Raw genomic sequence first — 7228 nt, forward strand, 5'->3', positions numbered from 1 at the left:
ACGTGGATATTCAGGTAGTTAAAGGCAACCCCACCGAGGCGGAACTGCAGGCGCTGACCGAGGTGTTGCTGCAGCTCCAGCGCGAACGCAAGCAGTCCGGGGTGCAGCCGGACGCCAACATGTGGGGTGCGTCCCACCCGGCGACTGCGTTTAATCCGCACGCGTTCGATTCGGCGGCGTATTTCTAATGCGGTTGGTGTTGGCGTCGCAGTCGCCGTCGCGACGCATGCTGCTCGAACAAGGCGGCGTCACCCCGGTGCTGCGCCCCGCGCACATCGATGAGGATGCGGTGATCGCTGTACTTGGCGATGTCCCACCCGCCACCACCGTGGCCACCCTCGCCCGCGCAAAAGCCGAGACCGCAATTGCGGAATTCCCCGACGACGTTGTTGTTGGCTGCGACAGCATGCTGCTTCTCGACGACACCTTGCTGGGCAAACCCCACACCGTCGACGAAACTATCCGCCGGTGGAAAGCACAGCGCGGTAAGGAAGCGCACCTGCTCACGGGACACGCGGTGTGGTTCGGCGGCGAATGGGTCGTCGATACCATCACCACCGCGATCCGCTTCGGTGACGTGTCCGATGCCGACATCGAGGCCTACGCCCGCTCCGGTCAGCCACTGGAGTGCGCCGGCGCGTTCACACTCGAGGCGCTCGGCTCCTGGTTCATCGACTCCATCGACGGCGACCCCACCAGCGTCATCGGCCTATCCATGCCGCTGCTTCGCCGCTGCCTGTACCGATTCGGACTGGACGCCTCCGACTTCTGGACCGCGTAGCGCACGTTGTGGGTAGCCTGGCCATCATGGAAATCAACGACATGCTCGCACCGAAGCCCATCGAACTTCCCGCCGATCCGGCCACCGGCAAGGACCTCCTTGCCGACGACACCGCGCTCGCCCACCCCGACTCCCCCGCCGTCTGGGCCACCCGCGCCGAGCGTGAACTCGAATCCGGCGACAAACTCATCGCTTACGCCTACGCCCGCACCGGCTACCACCGCTCCCTGGACCGCCTGCGCGCCAACGGTTGGAAGGGCTGGGGTCCGGTCCCGGCGTCCCACGAGCCGAACCGCGGCGTGCTCAAGGCGATTGCGATGTTGGCGCTGACCTCCAAGGCGATTGGCGACGACGCCGAGTATGACCGCTGCCGCCAAATGCTTTCCGACGCCGACCCGGCCAGCGTGAAGGAGCTGCTGGGGTAGGCGTCAAAAGCAGATCGTCTAGCTGCTTGGAAGGGGCACTAGACGATCACGAGTCCCCGGATGCATTTCCCCAGGTGATATTGAAAACAGATATCAATAAAATGCGGATCGTCTAGCAGCTCCGAAATGCAACTAGACGATTCGCATTCCCGGTCGGCGAAAACCGGGTCACGACAGACAAGAAGCCCCGGCACGGGATTTTCGGGCCGGGGCGTTGGTGTCGTCGAAAAGTCAGCGCTTACGCGTGCTTCGCCTCGACGCGCTTGATGGCCTCCTCGGCCACCATCTCCTGGATGCCCATGTCGAGCTCAGAGGTGAAGCCGACGCAGGAGCAGTTGATCTCGCCGAGCACGTAGGTGTCCTCCCCGGTCTCGTCGTCGTCGGCAAGCATGAAGTCTGCGGTCCAGATCAGCGGAATGTTGTCGCCGCCAAGGTTCTCGGCGATGACCGGGCGGGCCTCGGCGAACATGTCGACGAGCTCCTGCCACTCCTCCGGCTTCTGGTAGGTGTACTTCGCGCCGGAGAACAAGGTTGCGGAGAACGCGTCGCCGCCCTCAGCCGGCTTCTTGTGCACAACGAACACCGGGTGCGGGCCGACCAGCAGAATGCGGATCTCACCCTCGACGATGCGCGGCATGAAGCGCATGTCCACGAGCATGCCGTTGTCGCCTTCGATGTACTGGTCACAGAAGTCCATGAACTCGCCGAGCTCGCGCTCCTCAGTGTGGTTGTCCACGGCCTCGGTGCACTTGAGCTTGGTGTCCAGCGGCAGGGCGGTGCCCGGTTCGACGGAGTCGGCCAGGGCTTCGTCGGCAAGGCGCACGCGCCAGATGCCGGAGCCGGTGGAGCCGCGGTTCTGCTTGAGCACGCGCTCGCCGTAGGACAGGGAGGTCGGGAAGGTGTTGTGGAAGTCCTCAACCTCGTAGTACGCGGCGGTATCTTCCGGCACAAGGTCGGTCTTGTTCAGCTTCACCAGGGCATCCTTCGCACCGTAGGAGATCATCTCCTGCGGGGTGGACATGCCGACCAGGCCGGCCTCGGACAGGCGGGTAAGCAGGTCAAAGTAGCCCTTTTCGCCGCCCGGGATGTTGCCCGGGTTCACACGCGAGATGTAGCCGTCGAAGTTCTCGGAGACGTACGTGAACAGGTCGTCGGCCCACTCCGGACGGAAGTAGACAACCTCTGCGTGCCAGCCCTTTTCCTTGATGGCGTTGACAATGGGCATGGTGTCCTTGCGGTGGCCGTCAATGTACTTGTCGGAGCCGCCCTCAACCTCGAAGACAACAATCGCCTTGTGCACGGTGATCCCTTTCATGATGTTGTCCCGCAGCGTGTGAATGCGGTCAGCGCATGCATCGGCGGGGTAGGTAAAAACTCGCGAAACATCTCAGCCGTAGCCGTCGTGTTCCGTCTCTGACTCTATCGGCTTAAAGCGACCCACACAGGGCGGCAGAATTGATAGTGTGCAAGTTCACACCTGTTGTGGCGAGGCGAGGTTTCTCGCCGATTCCGGCCGGGATTTGCTGGTACTACCTGTATCCTTGTCGGTGATTGTTCACTCGCCTATTCCGGCGGGGGCCGCAGAGACGAAAGGCAGCTGACGTGGGTATCGAACTCGACGACAATCCCCAGTTCAAGGACTACGCACATCCTGAGAAGTTTGTCACCGCCGCGTGGCTTTCGGCGCGGCTCGGCGTGGATGGTCTGAAGGTTGTCGAAAGTGATGAGGATGCGTTCCTCTACGACATCGGCCACATTCCGGGCGCGGTGCGCATTGACTGGAAGAGCGATCTTAACGACGAGCTCAACCGCGACTTCATCGACGGCGAAGCCTTTGCCAAACTCATGCGGTCCCGCGGCATCAGCCGCGACGACACGGTGGTGGTCTACGGCGACCACGCCAACTGGTGGGCTGCCTACACCGCCTGGGTGTTCGAGCTGTTCGGCCACCCCGACGTGCGCTTGCTCGATGGCGGACGCGACGCGTGGATGGGTGAGGAGCGCGACACGTCCTTCGTCGTTCCCTCCTACCCCGAGTCTGACTACCCCGTGGTGGAGCGCAAGGACACCGCAGTTCGCACCTTCGCCTCCGAGCTGCTGGATAATCCGCCGGAGCAGCTTATCGACGCCCGCCCAGCCCCCGCTTACCGCGGCGACGGCACCGCCCCTGTGCAACCCCAAGTACCGACGCTGCGCCAGGGCCACATTCCGGGCGCGTTTAGCGTCCCGTGGGGCCGTTCCGTGCACCCGAACGCGCGCTTCCGCCCGTTGGAGGACATCCGCGAGATCTACAAGGATTTCGATCCGAAGAAGCGCACAGTGGTGTACTGCCAGTTGGGCGAAAGCGCGTCGCACACCTGGTACGTCCTGAACAATATTCTCGGTTTCGAGGACGTTGCGCTGTACGACGGTTCCTGGGCCGAGTGGGGCAACATGGTCCGCGTCCCCGTGGCTAAAGGGGATTCCCGTGGTGGGGCTGTAACATAGAACGACATTTGTCCGATTTTCTGACGGTTCGTATTTCCGATTGAAGGACGGGATTGCTTCGTGTCCACCACCGCACCGAATACTGATCTGCCCCGCAGCCTGAGCAAGGTGCTCGTCGCTAATCGCGGCGAGATTGCCGTGCGCGTCATCCGCGCGTGCCAGGACGAAGGTGTTGCGTCGGTCGCGGTGTATGCAGACCCTGATGTCGATGCGCCGTTCGTCGCTCTTGCCGACGAAGCCTTCGCCCTCGGCGGCACCACCGCCGCCGAGTCTTACCTGGACATGGACAAGGTCATCGACGCCGCGCAGAAGTCCGGCGCCGACGCTATCCACCCGGGCTACGGCTTCCTCTCGGAGAACGCCGAGTTCGCGCAGAAGGTCATCGACGCTGGCCTGACCTGGATCGGCCCGTCGCCGGAGGCCATCGCGGCACTCGGTGACAAGGTCACCGCCCGCCACATCGCTGAAGCCGCCGACGCCCCCATGGCGCCCGGCACTAAGGACCCCGTGGCCAACGCTGACGAGGTCGTTGCGTTTGCCGACGAGCACGGCCTGCCCGTTGCCATCAAGGCAGCTTTCGGCGGTGGCGGTCGCGGCATGAAGGTCGCCTACACCCGCGAAGAGATTCCGGAACTGTTTGAGTCCGCCACCCGCGAAGCCACCGCAGCCTTCGGCCGTGGCGAATGCTTCGTGGAGCGCTACCTGGACAAGGCCCGCCACGTTGAGGCGCAGGTGCTGGCTGATCAGCACGGCAACGTTGTGGTCGTCGGTACGCGCGATTGCTCCTTGCAGCGTCGCTTCCAAAAACTTGTCGAAGAAGCCCCAGCGCCCTTCCTCACCGACGAGCAGCGCGAGCGCATCCATTCCTCTGCCAAGGCCATCTGCCGCGAAGCAGGTTACTACGGCGCCGGCACCGTGGAGTACCTCGTGGGCTCTGACGGGCTGATCTCGTTTTTGGAGGTCAACACCCGCCTGCAGGTCGAACACCCCGTCACCGAGGTCACCGCCGGCATCGACCTTGTGCGCGAGCAGTTCCGTATTGCCCGCGGCGAGGAACTGCAGCTGACCGAAGACCCGGCTCCGCGTGGCCACGCTATTGAGTTCCGCATCAACGGCGAAGACGCCGCCGCAAACTTCATGCCGGCACCGGGCACCGTCGTTGCATACGCTGAGCCCACCGGCCCCGGAGTGCGTGTCGATTCCGGCGTGCGCGCAGGCTCCGTCATCGGCGGCCAGTTCGACTCCATGCTGGCGAAACTGATCGTCTACGGCGCCACCCGCCAAGAGGCCATCCAGCGTGCCCGCCGCGCACTCGGCGAATACGTGGTCACCGGCTTCCCCACCGTCATCCCCTTCCACCAGGCCATCCTGGATAACCCGGCATTCGTCGGCACCGAAGAGGGCTTCGACGTGTACACCCGCTGGATCGAGGAAGAGTGGGACGGCGAACTGCCCGCGTCCAGCGCCGATGCATCTGGTGACGACGCCGACACCGACCTGCCGACCCGTCGCACCTTTGCCGTTGAAATTGACGGCCGCCGCGTCGAAGTCGCCCTACCCGAGGAACTCGTCGCCGCAGGCCCCGCCAAGCGCAAGCCGAAGAAGCGCCGCGCAGGCAAGGCTGCTGTCTCCGGTGACGCCGTCGCCTCCCCCATGCAGGGTTCCGTGATCAAGGTCAACGTCTCCGAAGGCGACGAGGTTGCTGAAGGCGACGTCCTGCTGGTCCTCGAGGCCATGAAGATGGAGAACCCGGTCAAGGCACACAAGGCCGGCACCGTCACGGGCCTCGCCGCCGAGGCTGGCGGCCAGGTGTCCAAGGGCGCCGTGCTTATGGAGCTGAAGTAGCTGGTTGCTTCGGTGGCGCTTGTCCCACCCATTGCCCTGACAGATTTTGCAGAATCTGTCAGGGCTTTTCTTTACGACGCTACGACCAGGCGTTCTATACCCCTTCAAAGGTCGACTGACAGATTTTGCAGAATCTGTCAGCGCAGGCCTATGGAAACCGCGAACTGCTCCAGCACAGGTCCGATAAACGGCACGAGGAAGCCCAACACAACGGCGACCGCCACAACAATCGTGGCGATGGCCTCCGGAGAAGCGCTCGAGCCAGAGTGAGCCACATCAGTCGCGGGCGACTCGGGGGTCTCGGCGTCGTGGGTAACGGGCGTACCAATCGGTTTCGTGGCGCTGATCAGCTCGATCTCCTGCGCCTCCGTCACGCCTGGCCCGTTGAGCGGCTTCGAAGCACGGTTCAAGGAGGCCGACTCGCTTTTCCGGTTCGACACGGTGCTCACACCCGAGTAGACCGCCACCAGTCCCCTACCGGGCGCCCAGACGGGTGCGCCGGAGTCGCCCTTCACGCCAAGGTCGCTGTCGAAGTAGACGTTGTTACCCAGCCGGTCAACGAAGGTGCCGCACCGCTTCTCCCCTGCACTGAGCAGGCAGATCTCGTCGTTGGGGTGAAGATCCTCGAGGTCCACCACGGCGTCGGTGGTGATGGTGTTCGCGCCCAGTTGGACACCGTCGTCCCAGCGGATGATGCCCCAGTCGTTGCCGGTCGCAGACCTACCAAACTCCGTGGAGGGATAGAACGTTCCGTTCGCCTGGCCCACGGCGGCGCGGCTGCCGTGTTCGCCACAGTGTCCGGCGGTGTAGCTAATCCGTTGGTTGGGGTCGTTGAATCCGATGGAGCAAATGCCCTTATCGACGACTACCACGCGGGCGCCCTGCTCCACCACCGGAACCTCGGCGTTGGCGATGGGGGTGAGGGCAAGGGTGGTTGCGGTGGTCGTCGATAGGAATATGCGTCGAAGCATGGGAAAAGATTAACGTGGTGCGCATGGATTACACACCTCAGTTCGAACTACGGGAAGCGACCGAATCTGACCGGACGTACCTGCGCCGGCTGAACTTTCTTACCGACGTGTTCGGTGACGAGCACGGCGAGATCGGCCAAGAGGAAGCTGAAGGGTCTGACGACTACGTCGGAAACTGGGATCCGGAAGCCGAGGGCGGCGTTCTCGCGTTCGATCAGTTCCGCGTGCCGGCGGGCGGTGTGTGGCTGCGCTACTGGTCGACGCCCGAGCAGGGTTGGGCGAACCTGGGCAGCGATATTCCGGAAATCGCGATTGCGGTGGAACGCCGCTACGCAGGGCACAAACTCGCCGTCCGGCTGCTGGCTGCCGCGGTGGAGTTGGCCGCGAAGCAGGGTGCGCCGAAGGTGGCGCTGTGGGTGGACCCGAACAACGAGCGTGCCCGCCACCGCTACGAAACTTTCGGATTTAAAAACGTCGACGGCCACGACAATGTCATGGCCGTCGACGTGAAGGACTTCACCGCCTAAGCATTAGGCGATAACTACCACGAGGTCGCCGCCTTCCACCTTGGTCGGCTTGGTCAGCGCGATGCGCTCGATCACGCCCGACTTCGGTGCGGAGATCGCGGCCTCCATCTTCATAGCCTCGATGGTTGCGACCGGGTCGCCTTCCTTGACCTCGTCGCCTTCCTTTACGGTGACGGTGACGGCACCTGCGAA

9 protein-coding genes are annotated in these 7228 nt (G+C 63.5%); 6 read left to right on the forward strand and 3 right to left on the reverse strand.

Annotation, left to right across the window (positions count from 1 at the left end):
- The first annotated feature begins 2 nt into the window (after window positions 1–2).
- The 3 genes from HMPREF2785_RS08155 to HMPREF2785_RS08165 are packed head-to-tail and all read left to right on the forward strand — an operon-like array spanning window position 3 to window position 1206.
- Complete coding sequence (locus HMPREF2785_RS08155) at window positions 3–188, forward strand: acyl-CoA carboxylase subunit epsilon (RefSeq protein ID WP_070422838.1); 186 nt, start codon at window positions 3–5, stop codon at window positions 186–188.
- Entirely contained in the window at window positions 188–781 is a 594-nt protein-coding gene (locus HMPREF2785_RS08160) for a Maf family protein (RefSeq protein WP_070570505.1), read from the forward strand. The genes HMPREF2785_RS08155 and HMPREF2785_RS08160 overlap by 1 nt, the downstream gene beginning before the upstream one ends.
- Window positions 782–807: 26 nt before the next feature.
- The gene (locus HMPREF2785_RS08165; RefSeq protein ID WP_070449528.1) at window positions 808–1206 is read left to right on the forward strand and encodes a DUF3151 domain-containing protein; all 399 of its coding nucleotides are present in this window, start codon (window positions 808–810) and stop codon (window positions 1204–1206) included.
- A 238-nt stretch (window positions 1207–1444) separates the two neighbouring features.
- Here HMPREF2785_RS08165 and HMPREF2785_RS08170 read toward each other — a convergent pair whose 3' ends face one another.
- Entirely contained in the window at window positions 1445–2506 is a 1062-nt protein-coding gene (locus HMPREF2785_RS08170; RefSeq protein WP_070422883.1) for a Cj0069 family protein, read from the reverse strand.
- A 302-nt stretch (window positions 2507–2808) separates the two neighbouring features.
- Here HMPREF2785_RS08170 and HMPREF2785_RS08175 point away from each other — a divergent pair, with 302 nt between their 5' ends.
- Window positions 2809–3693, forward strand: coding sequence for a sulfurtransferase (locus HMPREF2785_RS08175; protein ID WP_070422836.1), 885 nt, complete (start codon window positions 2809–2811; stop codon window positions 3691–3693).
- A 60-nt stretch (window positions 3694–3753) separates the two neighbouring features.
- The gene (locus tag HMPREF2785_RS08180) at window positions 3754–5538 is read left to right on the forward strand and encodes an acetyl-CoA carboxylase biotin carboxylase subunit (protein ID WP_246821207.1); all 1785 of its coding nucleotides are present in this window, start codon (window positions 3754–3756) and stop codon (window positions 5536–5538) included.
- Between the two features lie 137 nt (window positions 5539–5675).
- On the opposite strand, the gene HMPREF2785_RS08185 is transcribed toward HMPREF2785_RS08180, so the two are convergent.
- Entirely contained in the window at window positions 5676–6509 is an 834-nt protein-coding gene (locus HMPREF2785_RS08185) for a chymotrypsin family serine protease (RefSeq protein ID WP_070614843.1), read from the reverse strand.
- A gap of 23 nt (window positions 6510–6532) precedes the next feature.
- On the opposite strand from HMPREF2785_RS08185, the gene HMPREF2785_RS08190 reads away from it, so the two are divergent.
- Window positions 6533–7036: a GNAT family N-acetyltransferase gene (locus HMPREF2785_RS08190; RefSeq protein WP_070422881.1), complete on the forward strand. Its 504-nt coding sequence runs from the start codon at window positions 6533–6535 to the stop codon at window positions 7034–7036.
- A gap of 3 nt (window positions 7037–7039) precedes the next feature.
- Here the strand turns inward: HMPREF2785_RS08190 and HMPREF2785_RS08195 are convergent.
- A partial coding sequence (locus HMPREF2785_RS08195) for a biotin/lipoyl-containing protein (protein WP_141750672.1) occupies window positions 7040–7228 on the reverse strand: 189 nt, incomplete at its 5' end.

Origin of the sequence: Corynebacterium sp. HMSC067D03 (assembly GCF_001811185.1) — a bacterium.
Taxonomy (GTDB): domain Bacteria; phylum Actinomycetota; class Actinomycetes; order Mycobacteriales; family Mycobacteriaceae; genus Corynebacterium; species Corynebacterium coyleae.